General features: G+C 61.8%; 18 protein-coding genes and 1 tRNA gene. 9 read left to right on the forward strand and 10 right to left on the reverse strand.

Annotation, left to right across the window (positions count from 1 at the left end; genetic code table 11):
- Positions 1-251: 251 nt before the first annotated feature.
- Genes ACZIRK_RS39840 through ACZIRK_RS39865 form a run of 6 tightly spaced genes read left to right on the forward strand, consistent with a single transcriptional unit; the run spans position 252 to position 7,304 of the window.
- A complete protein-coding gene (locus ACZIRK_RS39840; RefSeq protein ID WP_474419401.1) occupies positions 252-908 on the forward strand; it encodes a cytochrome c3 family protein in 657 nt (218 codons plus the stop codon).
- Entirely contained in the window at positions 905-3,802 is a 2,898-nt protein-coding gene (locus tag ACZIRK_RS39845; RefSeq protein WP_474419402.1) for a TAT-variant-translocated molybdopterin oxidoreductase, read from the forward strand. Before ACZIRK_RS39840 ends, ACZIRK_RS39845 begins: the two co-directional genes overlap by 4 nt.
- Complete coding sequence (gene nrfD / locus ACZIRK_RS39850) at positions 3,799-5,157, forward strand: NrfD/PsrC family molybdoenzyme membrane anchor subunit (protein ID WP_474419403.1); 1,359 nt, start codon at positions 3,799-3,801, stop codon at positions 5,155-5,157. Before ACZIRK_RS39845 ends, nrfD begins: the two co-directional genes overlap by 4 nt.
- On the forward strand, positions 5,150-5,680 hold the full coding sequence (locus tag ACZIRK_RS39855) for a DUF3341 domain-containing protein (RefSeq protein ID WP_474419404.1): 531 nt from the start codon (positions 5,150-5,152) through the stop codon (positions 5,678-5,680). Before nrfD ends, ACZIRK_RS39855 begins: the two co-directional genes overlap by 8 nt.
- Positions 5,677-6,204 (forward strand): c-type cytochrome, encoded by a 528-nt coding sequence (locus tag ACZIRK_RS39860; protein WP_474419405.1) that lies wholly within the window; start codon positions 5,677-5,679, stop codon positions 6,202-6,204. The genes ACZIRK_RS39855 and ACZIRK_RS39860 overlap by 4 nt, the downstream gene beginning before the upstream one ends.
- Positions 6,201-7,304 carry a hypothetical protein gene (locus ACZIRK_RS39865; protein ID WP_474419406.1) on the forward strand — a complete coding sequence of 368 codons (1,104 nt, stop codon included), beginning with the start codon at positions 6,201-6,203 and terminating at the stop codon, positions 7,302-7,304. The genes ACZIRK_RS39860 and ACZIRK_RS39865 overlap by 4 nt, the downstream gene beginning before the upstream one ends.
- Here the strand turns inward: ACZIRK_RS39865 and ACZIRK_RS39870 are convergent.
- The 5 genes from ACZIRK_RS39870 to ACZIRK_RS39890 form a co-directional block, all read right to left on the reverse strand.
- Positions 7,240-8,028, reverse strand: a complete 789-nt coding sequence (locus tag ACZIRK_RS39870; protein WP_474419407.1) for an SCO family protein — start codon at positions 8,026-8,028, stop codon at positions 7,240-7,242. The genes ACZIRK_RS39865 and ACZIRK_RS39870 overlap by 65 nt on opposite strands.
- A 133-nt stretch (positions 8,029-8,161) precedes the next feature.
- Entirely contained in the window at positions 8,162-8,716 is a 555-nt protein-coding gene (locus ACZIRK_RS39875) for a DUF4142 domain-containing protein (protein WP_130225747.1), read from the reverse strand.
- 147 nt (positions 8,717-8,863) lie between these two features.
- Positions 8,864-9,754, reverse strand: coding sequence for a hypothetical protein (locus tag ACZIRK_RS39880; RefSeq protein ID WP_474419408.1), 891 nt, complete (start codon positions 9,752-9,754; stop codon positions 8,864-8,866).
- 11 nt (positions 9,755-9,765) lie between these two features.
- On the reverse strand, positions 9,766-10,035 hold the full coding sequence (locus ACZIRK_RS39885) for a hypothetical protein (RefSeq protein WP_456642133.1): 270 nt from the start codon (positions 10,033-10,035) through the stop codon (positions 9,766-9,768).
- A 28-nt stretch (positions 10,036-10,063) separates the two neighbouring features.
- Entirely contained in the window at positions 10,064-10,288 is a 225-nt protein-coding gene (locus tag ACZIRK_RS39890) for a hypothetical protein (RefSeq protein WP_456642132.1), read from the reverse strand.
- A 472-nt stretch (positions 10,289-10,760) separates the two neighbouring features.
- On the opposite strand from ACZIRK_RS39890, the gene ACZIRK_RS39895 reads away from it, so the two are divergent.
- Positions 10,761-11,021 carry a hypothetical protein gene (locus ACZIRK_RS39895; RefSeq protein WP_080663590.1) on the forward strand — a complete coding sequence of 87 codons (261 nt, stop codon included), beginning with the start codon at positions 10,761-10,763 and terminating at the stop codon, positions 11,019-11,021.
- Positions 11,022-11,472: 451 nt separating this feature from the next.
- Here ACZIRK_RS39895 and ACZIRK_RS39900 read toward each other — a convergent pair whose 3' ends face one another.
- The 3 genes from ACZIRK_RS39900 to ACZIRK_RS39910 all read right to left on the reverse strand — a co-directional run bounded on the left by ACZIRK_RS39900 (position 11,473) and on the right by ACZIRK_RS39910 (position 13,397).
- Positions 11,473-11,988, reverse strand: a complete 516-nt coding sequence (locus ACZIRK_RS39900) for an inorganic diphosphatase (RefSeq protein ID WP_028162302.1) — start codon at positions 11,986-11,988, stop codon at positions 11,473-11,475.
- Between the two features lie 155 nt (positions 11,989-12,143).
- Complete coding sequence (locus ACZIRK_RS39905; protein WP_474419409.1) at positions 12,144-12,770, reverse strand: cysteine hydrolase family protein; 627 nt, start codon at positions 12,768-12,770, stop codon at positions 12,144-12,146.
- Between the two features lie 84 nt (positions 12,771-12,854).
- Positions 12,855-13,397 carry a YciE/YciF ferroxidase family protein gene (locus ACZIRK_RS39910; protein ID WP_028162304.1) on the reverse strand — a complete coding sequence of 181 codons (543 nt, stop codon included), beginning with the start codon at positions 13,395-13,397 and terminating at the stop codon, positions 12,855-12,857.
- A 747-nt stretch (positions 13,398-14,144) separates the two neighbouring features.
- Between ACZIRK_RS39910 and ACZIRK_RS39915 the strand changes: the two genes are divergently transcribed.
- Complete coding sequence (locus ACZIRK_RS39915; protein WP_456642130.1) at positions 14,145-16,013, forward strand: dihydroxy-acid dehydratase domain-containing protein; 1,869 nt, start codon at positions 14,145-14,147, stop codon at positions 16,011-16,013.
- A gap of 157 nt (positions 16,014-16,170) precedes the next feature.
- On the opposite strand, the gene ACZIRK_RS39920 is transcribed toward ACZIRK_RS39915, so the two are convergent.
- Both ACZIRK_RS39920 and ACZIRK_RS39925 read right to left on the reverse strand, forming a co-directional pair.
- Positions 16,171-16,246: transfer RNA gene (locus ACZIRK_RS39920), tRNA-Ile, on the reverse strand.
- Between the two features lie 85 nt (positions 16,247-16,331).
- Positions 16,332-17,300: a Bug family tripartite tricarboxylate transporter substrate binding protein gene (locus tag ACZIRK_RS39925; protein ID WP_028167360.1), complete on the reverse strand. Its 969-nt coding sequence runs from the start codon at positions 17,298-17,300 to the stop codon at positions 16,332-16,334.
- A gap of 125 nt (positions 17,301-17,425) precedes the next feature.
- Here ACZIRK_RS39925 and ACZIRK_RS39930 point away from each other — a divergent pair, with 125 nt between their 5' ends.
- A complete protein-coding gene (locus tag ACZIRK_RS39930; protein ID WP_474419410.1) occupies positions 17,426-18,388 on the forward strand; it encodes a TAXI family TRAP transporter solute-binding subunit in 963 nt (320 codons plus the stop codon).
- Positions 18,389-18,612 lie beyond the last annotated feature (224 nt).

Here is an 18,612-nt window from a genome sequence, read left to right on the forward strand (position 1 = left end):
GACGCCGGAAAAGCGAGAGGCATCATCAGCGGTACCGCAACAACAAAGGCCGCGAGGCCAGCCGCAATGCATGCGATCGCTCTGCTGCTCATGTCGGATCGCTCGTAATCGAAGCTGGCTTGCGCATCCATTTTCCGGCCCTCGAGCGTGGCATGACAATTCCGGCGAGCGACCGCAGTTCCAATTTAGGAACGATTCCGACGCACATGGATTGATCGCGCGTGGAGCGTTCGTAAGCGGGTCAGGGCCGGATGACCCAGATCTTTTCTCCCGTTGCCGATACTTGGCTACGGCTGTTTCTGCTCGGATCTGTTGCGGTTCTTGCCGGCGGGACGGTGGGCATCATCGGTTTTGCGCGTTCCGCTTACATTACCTCGACTGAAGTCAGTCCCGCCCAGCCGGTACCGTTCAGCCATCGCCATCATGCGGGCGAGCTCGGTATCGATTGCCGCTACTGCCACAGCGGGGTTGAGACCGGTCCGCAAGCTGGATTGCCGCCCACTGAAACCTGCATGACCTGTCATTCGGAGATATGGACCAACTCGACGATGCTTGCGCCCGTGCGGCAGAGTCTTGCGAACAACACGCCGATCCAATGGACGCGTGTTGCCAAGCTGCCGGACTACGTCTTCTTCCGTCATGACGTCCACATCGCCAAAGGTGTGGGCTGCGTGAGCTGCCATGGCCGCATCGACAAGATGGCGCTCACCTATCGCGAGAACTCCTTCACCATGGATTTTTGTCTCGATTGCCACCGTGATCCGGTGCAGCAGCTGCGCCCGCAGGATCGCATCGCGGACATGACCTGGAAACCGTCCGCGGACGCGCGCGCAGCCGGCGCTGCGATCGCCGCGCACAAAGGCGTTCGCCTCGGCGAGCTCACCCATTGCTATGTGTGCCACCGATGACCCGCAACCGACCACAACAGCCACCTGGCGCGGGCGCGAGCGGCGGGCGCCTTTGGTCCGGAATCGAAGAGCTGGCCGACGACCCCGCCTTTCAGGCGTTCCTTGACGCTGAATATCCGGCGGCAGCGGATTTCTCCCCGACGGCGCGGCGCGAGTTCCTCAAATTGATGGGGGCGTCCTTTGCGCTGGCGGGGCTTGCTGGCTGCGAGAAGAGCCCGTTCGTGGCGGCGCTGCCTTACGTCAATCAGCCGGACAATGAGACAATCGGCCTGCCACGCTACTATGCAACGGCGGTCATGCTTGATGGCTTCGCGCAGCCGGTCGTTGCGACGACCTTCGCGGGCCGTCCAACCAAGCTTGACGGCAATCCAGACCATCCGATGACGCAAGGCCGCAGTGATGTCTTCATGCAGGCGGCCGTGCTCGGTCTTTACGATCCGGACCGCGCTCAAGGGCCTTCGCGTCGGGGAGAGCCCGCGTCCTGGAAGGAGGTCGAGGCTGCGGTCGTCGCGCTCAGAAGCGGATGGGCGGCAGCGCAGGGCGACGGGTTGCGACTGCTGACGTCGCCGATCACGTCGCCGACCTTGCTCCGCCAGATCGACGCGCTGATAGGGCAGTTTCCGAAGGCGCGCGTGCATCTCCATGATGCGACGGGAATTGCATCGCGGCGCGATCTCACCATGGCCGCCTATGGACAACCACTCGATCTGCATTACCAGCTCGACGCGTGCGACATCGTCATCAGCTTCGACGATGACTTTCTCGGACCGGGACCAAACCAGGTGCGCAATGCCCATGGCTGGTCGACGGCGCGGCGACGCTTCGCCGATCGGCCGGGGCTAAAGCTGCACATGGCGGAAAGCGTGCCTTCGGCAACGGGAGCGATGGCCGGGGCGCGGCTGATTGCCGATTCGTCGCGCATGCCGCTACTTGCCCAGGCGCTCGCCAGGGAGCTCGGCATCGCCACTGCAGCCCTGCCCGACCTGACATCGGAGGAGCAGAGTTGGATCAAACGCGCGGCCGCTGCCTGTCTGGGCGCAAAGGACCGCGCGCTCGTGGTTTCCAGTCCTTTCGGCGAAGCGGTGACGGCTGGCTGGACGGCGCGCATCAACGACCATCTGAACAGCGCGGGCCGGGCGCTGCTGTTGACCGCCCCTGTTTCGGGGCCGGCGAATGCGGGCACGCTCAAGGAATTGGTCGCCGATATCAGTGCCGGTCGCGTGGATTCGCTTGTCATTGTCGATGCCAATCCAGTCTACAGCGCTCCCGCCGCGCTCGGCGTTGCGGATGGGTTGCGGCAGGTGCGGACATCGCTGCATCTCGGTCTGCAACGCGACGAGAGCGGCGCACTCTGCGAATGGCAATTGCCGCTGACGCATGCGCTGGAGAGCTGGAGCGATAGCCGCGCGGTCGACGGCACGGCAACCATCATCCAGCCGACGGTCACGCCATTCTACGACGTTCGCAGCGCGCACCAGATTTTTGGCATGATGCTCGGAGAGATGAATCCTGCCGCAGATAGTGCGGTGCGCGAGACGTGGCGGTCGATCTTGTCGGATAATTTCGATGTGCGCTGGCGACGCGCGTTGCGCGACGGCTTCGTCGAAGGGGCGGCTAACCCGGTGGAGGCGAAGCCGACCGCCGCCGCCGATCTGCCCACAACAGCCACCGCGAAAGGGCTGGACGTGGTGTTCCGGCCAGATCCGACCGTGTGGGACGGCACGTTCGCCAATATCGGCTGGTTGCAGGAACTGCCAAAGCCGCTGACCACGCTGACGTGGGGCAATGTCGTTGCGATCAGCGCAGCGCTCGCCAAACGGCTCGTCGCCTCAAACGGCGACCGGGTCGAGGTGACGATCGGAAATCGCCATGTCACAGGCCCGGTCTGGATCATGCCAGGCCAGGCGGAGAATACGATCGCTCTCTACCTCGGCCATGGCCGGACGGGAGCAGGGCGCGTCGGCAACGGAGTTGGGTATGACGCCTATCGCGCGAGGCCGCCCGACCAGCTTTGGTTGGCGAAAGCCAGCCTACGCAAAGTTGGGAGCGCCGAGACGCTGGCAGTGACTCAGATGCATCATCGCATGGAGGGCTTTGATTTTGTTCGCGAGGTCAGCGCGAGCCGTCCCGGGTCGAAACGCGCGGAGGCCGAACCAAGTATTTATCCGTCCTGGCCTTCTGCGAGAAATGCCTGGGGCATGGTGATCGACCTCGATGTCTGCATCGGCTGCAATGCCTGCGTCGCGGCCTGTACGGCGGAGAACAACATTCCGGTGGTCGGCAAGGAGCAAGTCGAGGCCGGGCGTGAAATGCATTGGATCAGGGTGGCACGCTACTACGAAGGCGAGATCGAGCGACCGAGAAGTTTTTTTCAGCCGGTGCCATGCATGCATTGCGAGCAGGCCCCCTGCGAAATGGGATGTCCTGTGCACGCCACGACGCACAGTCCCGAGGGCGTCAATCAGATGGTCTACAATCGCTGCATCGGCACGCGCACTTGTTCGAGCTTTTGTCCCTACAAGGTCCGCCGATTTAACTTCTATGAGTATCGCGCGCCGCCGGATTCACCTGTTCACGCGGCCCACAATCCGGAGGTCACGGTCCGGTCCCGTGGGGTGATGGAGAAGTGCACCTATTGCACGCAGCGGATCGAGGCAGCCCATGCTGCGGCCGACAAGGAGAACCGCCCCTTGCGGGATGGTGACGTTGTCACCGCCTGCCAGCAAGCCTGCCCCACCAGGGCGATTGTCTTTGGCGACATCAACGATCCAGAATCCGAGGTGTCGCGGGCGCGGCGCGAGGGGCGCAACTACACGCTGCTTGAGGAATTGGGTACGCGGCCGCGCACCAGCTATCTGGCGCGCTTCCGTGACGGTGGAGACGACCAGGGATGACCGATAAATCGGCCGATATCCTGCCCATCCGCCAGAGCATGGGCGGCATCACCGAACAGCTCGCTGGGATCCCCCTGCATTTCCCGGTCGAGCGGCGCTGGCTGATTGCGATGATTTTCGCGAGCTTGCTGCTGCTTCTGCTGGTGGTCTCGGCAACAGAGCTGTTCACGGTTGGCGTCGGCATCTGGGGCATCAATATCCCCGTCAACTGGGCGTTTGCGATCCACAATTACGTCTGGTGGCTCGGCATCGGTCACGCCGGTACGCTGATCTCGGCCCTGCTGCTGCTCACCGGCAGCGAGTGGCGTAACTCGCTCAATCGGTTCGCTGAAACCATGACGCTGTTCGCGGTGGTCTGCGCTGGTATCTATCCCGTCCTGCATCTCGGGCGCCCCTGGTACGTCTATTGGATGTTCCCCTATCCGGCGACCATGCACATCTGGCCGCAATTCCGCAGTCCGCTGGAATGGGACATCTGGGCGGTGCTGACCTATCTCACGGTGTCGCTTGCGTTCTGGTACGCCGGCCTCATTCCCGACCTCGCCGCCGCGCGCGACCGCGCCACAAGGCGCGGCTGGCAGATCTTCTTCGGCATCACCTCGCTCGGCTGGCGCGGCTCGGCTTCACACTGGGCGCGCTGGCAGCAGGCCTATCGCATCACCGCGGCGCTCGCCGTTCCGCTCGTCGTCTCCGTGCATAGCGAGGTTTCGCTGCTGTTTGCCTCGGGTCAGATTCCCGGCTGGCATTCGACCCTGTTTCCACCGTACTTCGTGCTCGGCGCGGCATTCTCGGGCTTTGCCGTCGTCTCGATCATTGCGGTGTCACTGCGCACCTGGTTCGGTTTGGGTAACCTCGTGACCGAGGACCATCTCGACGTGCTCGGGAAGGTCCTGCTCGCAACCGGTCTCATGACCGGCTACGGTTACGTGTTCGAGGTGTTCGATGTGCTGTATTCCGGCAACGCCCACGACATGCAGACGTTGCTGGATCGGATAGGCGGCGCCTATGCCTGGACCTATTGGGGCGCGATTGTCTTCAACTTTATTCCTCTGCAATTGTTGTGGTGGAGAGGCGTGCGCCGGCGCGGCTGGTCGCTGCTCCTGATCTCTGTTTCGGTCGCGGTGGGAATGTGGTTGGAGCGCTACATGATTCTCGTGACCAGTCTCTATCGTGATTTTCTCGTCTCATCCTGGAGCCACTTCACTCCGACATTTTGGGATTGGTCGACCTATGTCGGCACCATCGGGTTGTTTCTGGTGCCGTTCCTCATCGCGATCCGGTTGATACCGGCGATCTCGATCTTCGAAACCAAGGAACTCCTGCACGAAGAGAAAGAGGAGCAAGCCCATGGCTGATCGCGCCTACGGACTGCTCGCGGAGTTCGAAAACCCGGAAGCGCTGGTCGCGGCAGCGAAAGAGGCGCGGGAGCGGGGCTACCGAAGCCTCGACGCATTCACCCCGTTTCCTGTCGAAGGGCTTGCACAGACCTTGCGCCTTCCTGCGCCAAACATCGGCCTTGTCGGGTTGATTGGCGCATTTTCCGGCGCGGCGGTAGCGCTGCTCATGCAGTGTTACGTCAACTATGATTTTCCCCTCAATGTCGGCGGCCGTCCGGTCTACGCGCTATCGGCGTTTGCGGTGGTGACCTTCGAGCTCACGATCCTGTTTTCCGCGCTCGCGACCATCATCGGCATGCTTGTGCAGAACCGATTGCCGCGGCTCAGCCATCCGGTGTTCGCTGCAAGTCGCATCCATCTCGCCAGCAATGATCGCTTTTTTCTCTGCGTCGGCGGCGACGATCCGAAATTTGACGAGAGCGGCACAAGATCCTTCCTGCGGACGACGGGGGCATTATCGGTGGAACTGGTCCCGTCATGAGGAGCATCGTTCTTGCTATGCTGGGGCTATGCCTCGCCGGCTGCGACCAAAATATGGAAGTGCAGCCGAGCTATCGGGAATATGCGCCGGCGCCGCTGTTTCGTGCGGGCACGCTGCGAAATCCGCCCGCTAACGTCGTAGCGCGCGACGATCTTGAGCGAGACAAGGAGGTCAGGGACAAGCCGGCGCTTACGGATGGGGTGCTCAAGCGTGGCCAGCAACGGTTCGGAATCTTCTGCTCTCCCTGCCACGGCACTGCCGGTGATGGCGATGGCATCATTGTCCGGCGCGGCATGCCGCATCCGACCAGCTATCACGACGAGCGCCTGCGCGCCGCCGACGATCAGTATCTGTTCGACGTGATCACGAATGGCCACGGCGCGATGTATTCCTACGCCGCGCGGGTTCCGCCGCGCGATCGGTGGGCGATCGTCGCCTATATCCGAGTCCTGCAGCTGGCTCGGCACGCCTCGGTCGACGAGGTGCCGCCGGACAGGCGCGACGGCCTGCAGGCGGCACAATGAGAGGCGGGCGCATCGCGTGGGCGGCTGCGATCGTCCTCAGCGCCATCATCCTGATCGCCGGCCTTGTGCTCGATCGCCGCGCCGCGCTCGCCGCCTATCTCGTGGCATGGATCGCGCTCGGCGCGATCGCGATCGGCGCCCTCGGCGTCCTGATGACAAGCTATCTGGTGCGCCGCGCCTGGACCGAGGCGCTGCATCCGGTGCTGGTAGCGGCGACTGCGACGCTTCCGGTCGTCGGAATCTGCCTTGTTCCAGTGCTGATCGGGATGAAGGAGATCTATCCCGCGGCCGCCGATACCAGCACTCTGCCGCCGTTCAAGGCCGCCTATCTTGCGCCGTTGTTCTTTACTTTGCGCAGCGTCATCTACTTCGTGATCTGGTCAGCTTTAGCCGTGTGGCTGCGCAATGCCTGGTCTCATAGCGAGCGCATGACCCGCGCGGCGTCCGCGGGCTTGATCGTGTACGCGCTGACCGTATCGCTCGCCGGCATCGACTGGATGGAATCGCTTGAACCGCACTTCCATTCGTCGGTCTACGGGCTTCTCTACCTCACTCTTGCATTGCTGAACGGCCTTGCCTTCGCGATCGGCTGGAGCATCCTGACAGGACGGCAGATCGGCGGGTGCGCGGGCTACAGCGCGCTGCTGCTCTCGACGATCCTCCTGTGGGGGTATCTGCATGCCATGCAGTACATCGTGATCTGGGCCGGCGACATTCCGGATGAGGTGATCTGGTATCTGAAGCGTTCGGAGAACGGCTGGCAGTTTGCACTGGCTATCCTGGTCGCCGGTCAGTTTGTGCTTCCGTTTTTCGCCCTTCTGAGTGGGCGTGTACGCGCCGATCGGCGCTGGCTTTTGGGATTATGCGGGCTGACGCTGCTGATGCGCGTGCTGGAGGCCGCCATTCTGATCCTGCCCGCGATCGACCACGTCGCGCCGCTAACCGCGGCGGTGATGCTGGCGGCCGCGCTGGTCTTTGTCGGGGCGCTTCTGCTTTGGATGTTTGATGCCATGCTGTGTGAGCGCGCGCGTTGGATCAACGCGACGGTGCAACATGTTCGCGCCGAAGGAGAACCAGGATCAGGGCGGCCAGCCCGATGATCGTCATGAGGGCCGTGCCGGCGAGCAGCCGCCCGACAGCGAGCGTATAGGTGCCACTCACAGGATCGAAGCCGTAACAGATCAGGCCAATGTGATCGGCAACCGACCCAACCTGTCTCCGACCGGCATCGACCAGAGCAAGGCGCAGGCTCGCGGCATCCAGCGCAAGTGCCGAAAGGCCGCGGACGACGCGGCCATCCGGGGTGACCACGAAAGCGGCGAGGGGATGCGCAAACTGATCGTGTTCACTGTCGTAGCGGAAATGCAACCCGAAGGCGTTGGTCAACTCGCGTACAGCAGCGGCGTTCGTGCGCAAGAAGTGACTGTTGCGGACCAACTCCCCGTCGCTACCGATTTGCTCGTGCTTCATTGTTAGCGCATCGGCCACCGAATCCTTCGGATCCAGGCCGACCACCAGGAATCGAAAGTCCGCGCCGGGTTTTAGACCGCTATCTTTCAGCGCCTCCGCCACGATGGAGATCGTCGATCCGCAGAGGCTCTTGCAGGTGTAGTCGGCAAGCACCCAGACGGATGGCGTCGCGCCCAGCCACTCCCGCAACGGCTCGATGTCTTTTTCGCCTTGCAGGAGCAGCGATAGCGGAAGAGACCCATTCGGCGGTGGCACGGCTTCCACCCGCGCCATTTCACTCACGTTAACGCGCGCCTGCGCCGGGACTCCGGCGAGCAATATCGCAACAGTTGCGATTGCGGCAGCTCGCATCATGAGCACGTCGACCTTTCAGCCAGTGCCTAACGCTGGGTCTTGAACGGGGTTCCATTTGCGGCATTCAACCCGAGGCGGTCATCTCAAATAAAAAGATGCCGGCGGATCTACCGGCATCATTTAGTTTGTGCGTCTACTTGCTGGACTGACCGACGCTCGGTGCCTTGTCGAGCTCTTGGGCCATCTCGAGGTGGTGCTGCAGCGTGGGCAACGTTTTGCCGGCCCAGTCTTTCAGGTCGGCATTGTCGCCGCCCTTGGCGTAGCGCTCGAAAAGCGACACCGCGTCCTTGTGAGCGCTGACCTGGTAGGAATCGTAGTCCGAGCTGAAATCCTTGCCGGATGCATCCTTCAGCTTGTTGAGCTTGCTCTGGTGCGAACTGTCGAGCGCCGCGGGCACCTCCGCCTTGACCTTGCCGCTGGTGACCAGTTGCTTCAGCTCGGCTGAGGTCTTTGAGTGGTCGGTTACCATCCGCTGGGCAAAGGATTGCTCCCGCGCATTGCCCTTTTGTTCGGCGAGCTTGCTCGATTCGATTTCGAACATGTCGCTGATTGCGACCTCCTTGACGAAGTCGGCCGTGGTCGGCGCAACACCCAGCATTGAATTGACGCCGGTCTTCTCGCCGGCGGATTGAGCAAGAGCTGAGCCTGCCAGCAGAACGCAGCCCAGCACGATGATTGCACGCGTCATGATTTTTGTCCTTCCGGATTTCAGTGGCGCCATGGTTGCAGACTGAAGGTGCCCATCAACCCGCGGAAGAGGCTGTTGTTCCTCAGGGCTGGCTGCGGCAGGGGCGTTTTGATGGTACGGGCTGGGCTGGTCGAGGAGCAGCCGCGCCTATCGCGCGGTGATTCTTGGCTCGAACCTGTCGGCAAAGGCCATCCATTCCGGAAGCGGCGCGCCGTCACGGTGTCGACCGCCAGCAACAGCTGCCGCCCAGGCGCTGACGGCTCCGAGCAGGGCGGCGACCGCCAGTGAAAAGGCCAGGATGATTGTGCTGCGACGCGCATGAGCAATTGCCGTCCTCGAACTCGCAATCGCCTGATCGGTTCGCCGCTCGGCGTCGCCGGCGGAAAGACCCGTAAGTGTCTGGACCTGCTGAATCAGATAGGTCCGGTCATCAGCATTTACCCCGCTGTGGCTCGACGAAGTCATGAGTATCCGGCCGGCTTCGGCACGTTCGACGCTCATATCGACGTTCGGAGGTCGACGTGGTTGGCGGAGAAGCCGATCGAGTTCGTAGCTCAGAAGTGGTTCGGCTGAGGTTCTGTTTCCCATTGCAAACGATGGAGATGAGCGATTGACCGCTGCTGCGCTCACGATCGCCGTCAATCCGGCCCCGATTAGAACCGCGAGTGCCCAAGCCGTCAGGCCATGAAGACCATCGCGCGTTTCCTCCGAATTGGCGGCAGCGCCAAGGTCATTGCGGACAGCGCCAACGTCGCCGCGCGTCCGGCCAGCAATGTAGCCGCCGAGGCCGAAACTGACGATCGCCTGCAAAATCAGAAAAAGGCCTGATAATAGCGACAGGGCGGCCGATGCATCTCGCCAAGTTGGTGAAGTCGAGCTGATCCCGAGACCGATGGTGATGCCAAAGGTCACCAGGGTGAAGGCAAACGCCGCGGCGACTAACGCGCCTGCGATAATCGGCGTCCAGCGCAGATATCTGACGTCATCAGTAAACGTCGGCACTCCGTCTTCGACGAGCGTGGCAGCCTCGATCGTCATGGTCGAATCCTTCAGCGCAGACCGAAAAACGAAAGGATGGCCAGGATGACGACGATCAGGCCAACCAGATAGATCAGCTGGTTCATTTCAATCCTCCTCGATCGCTTGATAAGCGCAGGCGGGTTCGGAAAGTTCCTTTCAGACCTGATGATGCGGCGCAAAACGTTCTGTGATGGTTTTTCGTTCGCGGTGATCGCGCTGGAACGTTGCGGGCCGGAAAAGCCGAAAGGCTGCACACCGCTACTGATGCAGCCTGCACCCAGCGGAGCATCAAAGACCATTGTCGGTCACAATCCGCCCCGCTGATTTTCAGGCGTCTGGGGATCCTTCTCGTTCGGATGCAACCCGATCATCATTTGGACTTGGGGAACAGGATGCTACGGCTTCTTCCACTTCCTTGACCAGCGCTCGGTGGTGTTCAGCGAGCTTGGCAAACAATGCTTTCTTCGTCGCATTGGTCGCCAGCTTGCTGATTAACTCGCACTCCTCGGCTTCATTCCGAAGCCTCTCCAGGTGCGCCTGCATGTCTTTCATTTTGGTGCGCCCAAACTTAGAGCTACGTCCACCTCAGCAGCTTGTTCGATTTGCCGCGCTTGGCGGAGAAGCTTCTCCCGCTCGGCGCCCGGAGACAGATTTCTGGCGCGCGTCCGAGCCCGTTGCGCTGAGCTGATCAGTCGCTCATGCAATGAGCCGATCGGCTTGGACCGATTGCGCTTTCGTTTATTGCTCATATTGAGAGCTTAGCATCGGGCTGCCAGGGGAAATTCAACTATGTAAAGACCCTGCGCAAGGCTGCGATAAAATTGGATTGATTCTCCGACAATGGCGGCCATCCATCGCTGTCCGCTATGCCGCTGACAGCCGATCTGTTCGGGCCCGCAGCCGATCAGGGCTAGTGCCGCTGCAAAGGCTGACCTCACTTAACATGTGTGATTGTACCGCCAGGTCGCGCTGGCACAGGCTATTGCGAGGCGGTCGCTAATGCCGAAGGTAAGGGGAAGAAATGATGCTCAGCGAGGAATTTAGTCAGAAGACGATCGCCGCAATGGACCTGGCGCTGGAGAGGGCATGCAGATTCCTGCCTATCGGACTACCAGAGCATGAAACAAGGAAGTTCGTCGCAGAGAAGATCATTGAATGCGCCAAGAACGGCAACCAAACTCTTGCCGGCCTCACCGAGGTGGGGCGCCGCGCGATACATGAGCTGATCGCAAGAAGGAACGAGACCGCTGATGAGATGACTTTGACTCACCCTGATGGCAAATAAGCCATGCATCTTGCTCATCGGGCTGAGGAGGTGTCGCTCAGAAGCCTCAAGCGCACCTGTTCTCGACAGCGGGTAGCGGGTTAGCGTGCCCCGCCCAAGGGGCGAGGCCGACCTTTTGCGCTGCAGCGCAGGTAATTGCCACCAGTTCAATGATGGTGCTGCCCTTGGCTTCGCCACCTCTCGCTGACCAAGCAACTCCTGCCGAGAGGAAGCGGGCTCCGGTGTCGACGCCACGATCGCGCGGGGGGCGACGCGCCCAGAGCCCGCTTAACATAGGTTGCGACCTAGTCGGGGACTCGCATAATCTCTGCTCAGTCTCGGCCCGGTCGATCGGCGCGCACGCCGCCCCTTTATGGGCCGATGTTCCTCCCGCTGAACTCCCGTGCGCCTAAATTCCGGCGTTGACCCTCGGTCGCGACAGGACACGGCGCGCCTCGACGCTCGCTTTGCCCTATGTGGACAGCCGCTTGATGGTCTTGACGGCCTGGTTGGGGCCGCGCCAGCCCAGGAACTCAAGCTCCTTTTCCTCAAGCGCATTCGTTGCGAGAAAGAACTGCTGGAGCTCCTGGTGCGCTCGAGAGGGAAGATCGCGGATGTCCTTCAGATCGGTCTCGAGCGGAGTGCGGTCGGGCACCGCGAACAGGCGATCGTTTCTCTCCGTCTTGCTCTTGCCTTTCTGTTCGACTTCGAGAATCCCTATCGGTCTGCACCGCAAGACCACGCCGGGATAGGATTGCGCATCGTGAATCACTAGGACGTCGAGCGGATCACCGTCCTGCGCCTTGGTCGATGGGACAAAGCCCCAATCGTACGGATAGCTGAGACCGGCCATCAGAGGCTTGGCGAGCGTGAAGACGCGCAGCTTCGGATCGAAGTCAAGCTTGCAGGTGCTTCCGCGAGGAGTCTCGATCACTGCAAAGATTTGGTCATCGCCGGCCCAGGTCGGAAGCTTAAAAAGGTTCGTCATCTCATCTTCCTGTTATCTCGCGCGGTCTGGTGCGTCAGGCCCCTGGCCGGGGGGCTGACAAAGCTTGTCGCGCCGACAAACTTATCTGTCTGCTCTTTGAGGACGCCATCAAACCATTCCTTAGCTATCGACCGCCCTCCGTTGGTGTCTCGGCCCTAGCATGGCTGCGCGCCATGCCAGCTCTCAAGAAGCGTCTCCATCGTGATCGTTTCGACCTGCTCTCCGAACCGGTTCATGTAGATATTCATCATCGCGTCGTGGGTCTCGTCAGCCGAACTGCAAAGCGCGTCCTGGACGAGGATGACGCGGAAGCCCCAGTCGACTGCGCCGAGCATGGTGCTCAGAACGCAGACGTCAGTCTCGCCGCCGGTTATGATGACCGTATCTACGTCGGCGCCGCGCAACTGCTCGTGCAGGTCGCTGCCGGTCCATGGCGAATAGACGTGCTTATCGAAGACTTTGGCGGGAGGAACAAACGTCGCAAGGTCTGGGACGAGGCCAACCATGTCGGGGCCGATCTGATCGATGGTCATCGACGCCCAGCGCTCATAGTACTGCCGCCACATGCCGACGCCATGCCCGGGCTTCCGGGCGGGAATGAAGCGGGTGAAGATGGTTCTCTCGGGGTGAGCGGACGTGATCGCGACGATGTTTGGCAAGACGCGTTCAAGCCAGGGCATCTTCCACTCGGTGCCCTCCGCAAACATTCTCTGCATGTCAACGCAGAGGTGAACCGCGCTATCGCCCGGCGCGCCATACCGAAGTGTGTCGCTCTTTGACATGGCAAATCCTGAAAACGGTCCAATCGGCGGGCTGGCTAGTTAGCTCCAATCGCCCGTGATCGCGTGCCAATGCCCCATCGCGCTTTAGGCCGCTTCCGAAACCTCCTCTTCCTCGGCTTCGAGATTGATCACCGAAGTGGCTAGTTCTGTCAGCGCTTGATCGGTCGCCTCTTCCTCGGCAAGGGTGGCCTGCAGCAGCTTCGCCGCATCCGCCATGCCAAGTTCTTCCGCCCAAGTCCGCAGGGTCCCGTAGCGGGAAATTTCGTAGTGCTCTACCGCCTGCGCTGCGGCCAAAAGCCCGGCATCGAGTGCTGGCATTCCCTTGAAGTCGCGCATGATCTCAGCGCCTTCATCGGTGATGCCATTGATGGCCTCGCATGTTTTGCCGCGGGCCGGCTTGCCAAGCATCCGGAAGATCTGATCCAGCCGCTTCACCTGTCCCTGGGTCTCGCGCAGATGCTTGTTGAAGGCGTTCGCAAGCTGCCTTGAGTGCGCTGCTTTCGCCATTTTCGGCAAGGTCTTGATGATCTTGTTTTCGGTAAAATAGATGTCCTTGAGGGTCTCGTGGAAAAGGTCGCTCAGCTTCTTCGGTTGTCGCGTCCGCCGGGATGTCGCTCGCTTGGCCATAACTCCTCCGGTGTAAGTATCTAGAATTTGACACGTCACTTGTCCTACTCGGCCGGTCAACCTGCCGTGTGCTTAAAGGTTCCTAGTACATGGGCTGTTCATCGCGAGCCAAGACAACCAGCGCAGCCCGGTTGAGCCGCGCAAGCCCTCGCGACGACCCGCCGGCGCCAACGCCGCCGACACAGATCCAGATCGAAAGATCCTGGTTCGTTCAGAACGTGATGCAGATTCAGCTCGATATCGAGATAGTTAAAGAGCCAGCTCGGCATGCCGTCGAGCCAAGTCGCGCCAATCTGCAGCGCCATTTCCAGCGGCGTGATTCCAGGCGGCCCACCACAGCAGCATCACACGATCCGAACCACGATCCTGGCCCGCCAGCTTGGCCTGCTCGGTGGCCGTGTCTCCCGATGGTCTAATCTGCCGCATCCAGGTGGCTAACGATGCAGCGGCCGCAGTTAGGTATACCCAAGGTTTATTTTTGTTCGTGACGCGTCATTCAAGTTGATCTTAATTCCGCCGTTCGGAGGCTCGATTCCTCCCGCCCCAGCCGGTCGTTGCTCAACGCAGGACGGTTTAACAATCCTTGTGTCGGCGATCTTCGGGGGGTATGCCCTGGAACGGGCCGACCGCGATCAATCTCGTATTCGGCCCGCCGCCGCTATAGGGAATTTGGTCGTATCCCCGCGCACCGGTGCACCCCGCTATTTGTCGATCAAAAAGAGCCGTTTGCTTGGAAGGAATCTCGCCGTGACAGAATCGAAAGCCGTCATCATCGACCGGCATCCAGGCCGCTCCACCCAAACCATCGGGATTGCGCGAGAGCTTGGCACCGATCCGGATCTGATCCACGAGCCGTCGGTTGGCGTGGTCGGCACCAAAGGCGACAGCCAGTGCTACATGGGCGTGACGGCGAAGGTCGATGCCATCCACGACAGTCTCAAGAGCCGCATTGGCAAGGGCGCGGGCCAGTTGAAGCTGCGCCTGGTCCAGCCGGAATACACGATCGCGACGTCGGACGGCATCCGCAATGGCACCCGCGAAATGCGCTATTCGCTGATCGGGCGTGAAGTCACTCACGATGCGCTCTGTGAGCATCTGAGCGCGACCGGTCTCGCCGGCACCATAGCCGTCGTAGCCTGTGACAAGCCGCCGGTCGGCACGCTGGCCGCTCTCCTCGAGCACAATCAGCCCGCGATCATCATGTCGGATGGGCCGATCCATCCCGGTACCGACCCGAACACCGGCGAGAAACTCGACATCGTCAGCGCCTATCAGGTCGCCGGCAACCCGGACGCCGAGTACCGCGATCACATCGCCTGTCATGCCTGCCCCGGATACGGTAGCTGCGGCGGCATGTTCACCTACAACACCATGCAGACATTCATCGGTGTCGTCGGCATGCAGCCGCTGCACATGGTGGCGCCACCGTCCGACGATCCCCGCCGTCTCAAGGAATTCCCGGACCAGCTGGTCGAGTACCTCGCGCAAATGATCGCGAAGGACCTGAAGCCACGCGACATCGTGGTTCGCGATTCCATCCGAAACGCCGTCATCGTCGCAATGGCGGTCGGCGGTTCGACCAACGTCACCCTGCATGCGCCGGAGATCGCGCGCGCCGCAGGCTTTGCGGACTTCTGGAATGAGGTGATGACGCCGGCCGAGTTCAATCATCTGTCGCAGTATGTCGTTCCGGTCCTCACCGATGCCCGCCCGTACGGCAAGTATTCGATGGTCGACATCGACCAGGTTGGCGGCGTGCAGGTGATCGTGCGCGAATTGCTGGAGGCCGGGCTTCTCAACGGCGACGTGATGACCTGCACGGGCGAAACGCTGGCGCAGCAGGTCAAGCGCCTCGGCACCAAGGCCGTCGATGGCAGCGTGATCTATCCCGTCGCCAAGCCTTATAAGCCGACTGGAGGCCTGCGGGTTCTCGGTGGCAATTTGTCGCCGGAATTCTCGGCGATCCTGAAGCTTGCCGGCGTCGAAGGCGGACTGGAAAACAATCTGTTCCGCGGCAAGGCACGTGTGTTCGAAGGCGAGCAGGACCTGCTTGACGCGCTCGACAAGACGCCCGAGCGATTCCAGAACAACGACATGATCATCGTGCGCTACGAGGGGCCGAGCGGCGCTCCGGGCATGCCGGAGATGCTTGACCCGACCTCGCGCATCACCACGCTGTGTCGCGAGCGGGGAATCGTGGTGGCGCTGATGACCGATGCGCGGTTCTCCGGCGGATCGGTCGGCCTTGTCATCGGCCATGTCGGCCCCGAAGCGGCCCTTGGCGGACCGATCGCCCTCGTTCAGGACGGCGACGAGATCGTCGCGGATTTGAACAAGAACGAGCTCAACTGCACGGAGCTGTCGGATCCTGCCGTTCTCAGGCAGCGCAAAGCCGCATGGGACAAGGTGGTGGCTGATAACGACGGCATCCACCCGAATTGCGGCGACGCGGACACCCGCCTGCTGCACCGCGCACGGCTCACCGCCGTTCCTGCCACCCGCGGCGGCGGCCTGCATCCGAATCGCGAGGTCTGGGTGCGCCAACCGCGCGAAGCAAAGCCGTCGGGTTTTGTGCCGACGAACAAGCACCGGCCGGAGACGAAAAAGGCGTTCTAGGAACGGCGACACGGCGCCCCAGGGCGTCGTGCCCGTGCGGATGCGCGCGGTCGCCAGTATGATGCGCTCGCCCGAAGCGCGTTTGCTGGCGCCGGCGTTCCAAATTCGCCATCAACTGCTCGACGGACGTCCTCGAGTACACCATCATTGATTTCACTGGTGGGCCCGGCAGGACTCGAACCTGCAACCAGACCGTTATGAGCGGCCGGCTCTAACCATTGAGCTACAGGCCCCGCCGCGAGCCGCCACAATCCGTGGGCCGGCAACGGTGCCGGGTCCGTTTACAGGGTGAGGGGCGATCGGGCAATCCCGCCGGCTCTAGTCCACGGAAACCCCGGCGAATTCCACGACTTTCCGCCATTTCTCGGTTTCGTCGGCGACCAGCTTGCCGAATTCGGCCGGCGCCATCGGTTTGGGGATGCCGCCGACTTCGGCCAGGCGGGCGACGAGCTTGGGGTCCTTCAGCGCTTCGCCGACCGCCTTGTTGAGGATCTCGATGACCTCCGGCGGCGTGCCTTTCGGCGCCGAGATGCCGTAAAACCCGACCGATTCGAAGCCCGGTACGGTTTCAGCGATGGCGGGAACATCGGGCACGCTCGGCCAGCGCTTTGGCGAGGTGACGCCGAGCGCGCGGACATTGCCGCCGCGCGCCTGCTCCAGCGCCGACGGAAGGTTGTCGAAGATCAGCTGCACCTTGTTGGAGATGATATCCGGAAAGGCGATCGCCGAGCCGCGATAGGGTACGTGCTGCATCTCGCATTTGGTCATCGCCTTGAACAATTCCGCCGACATGTGCACCGAGGTGCCGTTGCCCGACGAAGCATAGGAGACCTTGCCCGGATTGGCCTTGCAGTAATCGATGAACTCCTGGACGGTTTTCACCGGCATCGCGTTGGAGATCACCAGCATGTTGGTGAGCTGCATGATGCTGGCGACCGGGGTGGTGTCGCGCAGGAAATCATAGGGCAGCTTCTTGTAGAGCGAGGTGCTGATCGCGTTATTGGGCGCGACGAACAGCAGCGTATAGCCGTCCGCGGGCGAATTGATCGCGGCGGCGGCCGCGATGTTGCCGCCCGAGCCGGTGCGGTTCTCGACCACGAATTGCTGGCCGAGATGATCGGACAGCCACTGGCTCATGATGCGGGCGACGATGTCGACAGGCCCGCCGGCGGCAAATCCGATCAGCCAGCGCACCGGGCGGTTTGGATAGTCGGCGGCGGAGGAGGGGACGGCAAGGCTCAAGAGGCAAATCAAACCAAGGGACGTCGCACGCAAAAAGCGAAGCATTATGTTTCCTCGTCATTTTCTTGTTACCGTTGCGGCCATGCTTTCATAAAATTCCAAGCTTGCCTACAACCTCTGCAGCATAAAGATCGATCAATCTCGCGCCGAAGATGTTGGGAGGCCGCCAAATGAAAATCGCGTTGATGGTTTGCGCCGCTATTCTGCTCACCGGCGGCGCGGCCGCACAGGAGGGAGGCAAGGCCATTTCCAAGACCACGATCACCCTGGGGACGGCGACGCCGGGCGGCGGTTTCCCGCTCTATGGCAATGCCTTTGCCGACGCCATGAATGCGGCAGATCCGAGCCTCTCGATCGAGCCGCGCAATACCAAGGGCTCGAACGAGAACATCCCGCTGCTCGAAGCCGGCCAGCTCGATATCGCGACCGTGGCCGGAGAGCCCGCCTATGAAGCCTTCATGGGCATCGGCCGTCCCGCGACCAAGCTCAAGATCCTGACTGCGATGTATTCGAGCCCCGGCATGTTCGTGGTGCGGGCCGACAGCCCATACCGGACGATCCGTGACCTCGTTGGTCAGCCGGTCGCCTTCGGCGCCAAGGGCTCGGGTCTGCCGATCCTGTCGCGCTACATCCTCGACGGCATTGGGCTGAAGCAGGACGAGGACTTCAAGTCGATCTATCTCGATCGCGCCGGCGACGGGCCAGCCATGGTGCAGGATGGCCGCGCCGCGGCGCTCTGGGGCGCTGGTGTCGGCTGGCCGGGCTTTGCCGCGATGGCGGAAAGTCCCACCGGCGCGCGCTTCATCGCGCCGAGCGCGGAAGAGATCGCGCGCATCCGCGCCAAGCACACTTTTCTGAAGCCGCTGACGATCCCACCGAACAGTTACCCGAAGCAGACGGAAGCGATCGCCTCCGTCGGCTCGTGGAGCTTCATCCTGGTGCGCGAAAGCCTGCCTGATGATGTTGCCTATCGGCTGGCGAAGACGCTGCACGGAATCGAAGGCGAGTTCTGCAGGAAGCTGGCACAGGCCTGCGAGACGACCGCGGCGAACACGGTGGCGGCGGCGCCGAATGTCGAGCTGATTCATCCGGGTGTGCTCAGGTTTTTGCGCGAAATCGGGGTAGCGAAGTAGCCTGTCGTCCCGGGCAAGCGAAGCGCTGACCCGGGACCCATACCACCGGCGTAGTGGTGTGCTCCGCTGCAACCGCTTGTTTGCGACATGACAGCTGCCTGTGGTTGATGGGGTGGACGGCCCCCTACGGCATCAGTTGTGCCAGAATGAGGTTGTCGAAATCTCAAACGAGGGAGCCGTTCGTGACGCAGATTATCCGCATTGGAATGGATACGTCGAAGCAT

The sequence above is a fragment of the Bradyrhizobium sp. Leo114 genome (assembly GCF_055229415.2).